Raw genomic sequence first — 1,812 nt, 5'->3', positions numbered from 1 at the left:
AGTTATTGATTTGTTTTTCAATTCAATTGGCGAGTGTTTGGGTAGGGGTAATTCAATGGACTTGATAGTTGTCTTTATAGTATTTGCGGAGACCATCAAGTTTTTTTCTAAACCGCTTTGGAGTTTTACGCGTTCGCTCAAATTCGACTAATTTAATTGTCCTGTCATTTTTGTAAACAATTAAATCGGGGTAGGCGTTAAGATTACCATTTTCCATTTTTAACTCCCGCTCAGTTTGATAGTGTTCAATATCACTTTGTGCAACAAGTCATTTGATTAACATGTCTTGGTGGGACATTTCATAACAATTTATCTTAATTGATTTTTTATGCTCTCGGCCAACAAAAGAATTACCCTTATGAGAGAGATAATAAATATTTTTTCTTGTATGCTGGTCTATTTTATAAAACCCTTTTTTTAAATTTCGTTCTAAAATTCGCTTAGCACTTATAAATGATTTTTGTATCAACAAAGCAACTTGTTCTAAATTTAAATATCCTCAACGATTTATCATCAACAATATTTTTTCTAACTCACCCATAACACCAACTCCTTACTATTCATTTTTATTTATATTTAATTTATTTTTCTAAATTAATTGGATGGGTTAAGATAAATTGGACAACAATAATGTAGAGTAAAGATTATAATTAAATTAAGTAGGAGAAAATATTTATGACAAAAAATCATTATACTGATGAATTTAAAAAACAAATTGTTAGCCTTTACCAATCTGGTAAAACAACTAATGAAATAGCTAATGATTATCAAATTGGTAAATCTACTATTTGAAAATTAGTTCATGAATTCAATAATTCTGGTTCATTTAAAGCTAAAGATAATCGTTCTGCTGAAGAAAATAAATTAATTGCTTTGGAAAAAGAAAATAAGCAGTTACGAATGGAAAATGATATTTTAAAGCAAGCCACACTGATAATAGGCAAAAAATAGTAATTATTAAAAATAGCAAAGAAAAATATCCAATTACTAATTTATGCAAAATCTTAAAAATTGCAAGATCAACGTTTTATTATCAATTAAAATCAAACAATCCTAGTTCAAACGATATTATTGATAATGTTATTATCAGGATTTTCTTAAAAAGCCGCAGAAACTATGGGACAAGAAAAATTAAAATTATGTTAAAACAAGAAAATATTATACTATCACGAATAAAAATCAGCAAAATAATGAAAAAATATAATCTAATTTCAAATTATACAAAGCTTAAATATAAACATCAAAGCAATAAAAATGTTACATACAAATATCATAATTTGTTAAATCAAGAGTTTAATAATTATAAACTACATGAAGTTGTTGTCAGTGATTTAACATACGTCCAAGTTAGAAATCAATGATATTATGTTTGTTTTCTAATTGATTTATTTAATCGTGAAATTATTAGTTACGATGTTAGCGCTTATAAAAATGCTGTATTAGTTGAAAATACTTTTAAAAAACTTAATTTTTCTTTAAATAATACTAAAATATTTCATACTGATCAAGGTAGTGAATTTAACAACAATATTATTTACAATCTTTTATCTAAAAACAATATAGCAAAGTCTTATAGTAAACCAGGTTGTCCTTATGATAATGCAGTTGCTGAATCAACGTATAAGATTTTAAAAACGGAATTAATTAAAAATAGAATATTTAAAAGTATTGAACAATTTAAATTAGAATTATTTGACTATGTTAATTGATACAACAATGTTCGAATTCATAGCAAACTAAATTATTTAACACCAATTNAATATAAAAATCTTTACTCTANATAAAATTTGTCCAAAAAACCCTTGCCATTCC

The 1,812-nt window shown here is 25.1% G+C and carries 3 protein-coding genes; 2 read left to right on the top strand and 1 reads right to left on the bottom strand.

The window, feature by feature from the left end; genetic code table 4:
• Positions 1–541 (bottom strand): hypothetical protein (locus tag TS70_RS06445; RefSeq protein ID WP_198049771.1); only part of this gene is annotated, 541 nt, incomplete at its 3' end.
• A gap of 134 nt (positions 542–675) precedes the next feature.
• On the opposite strand from TS70_RS06445, the gene TS70_RS06440 reads away from it, so the two are divergent.
• Together TS70_RS06440 and TS70_RS06435 are read left to right on the top strand one after the other, a co-directional pair.
• Positions 676–951: a transposase gene (locus TS70_RS06440; protein WP_198049770.1), complete on the top strand. Its 276-nt coding sequence runs from the start codon at positions 676–678 to the stop codon at positions 949–951.
• Complete coding sequence (locus TS70_RS06435) at positions 948–1,784, top strand: IS3 family transposase (RefSeq protein ID WP_308699461.1); 837 nt, start codon at positions 948–950, stop codon at positions 1,782–1,784. Before TS70_RS06440 ends, TS70_RS06435 begins: the two co-directional genes overlap by 4 nt.
• Positions 1,785–1,812 lie beyond the last annotated feature (28 nt).

It is taken from the genome of Spiroplasma sp. hyd1, from assembly GCF_016082235.1.
In the GTDB taxonomy this organism is placed as follows: domain Bacteria; phylum Bacillota_I; class Bacilli_A; order Mycoplasmatales; family Mycoplasmataceae; genus Spiroplasma; species Spiroplasma poulsonii.
Note: the sequence above shows the minus strand (reverse complement) of the source record. Positions and strands in the feature narration are given on the sequence as shown.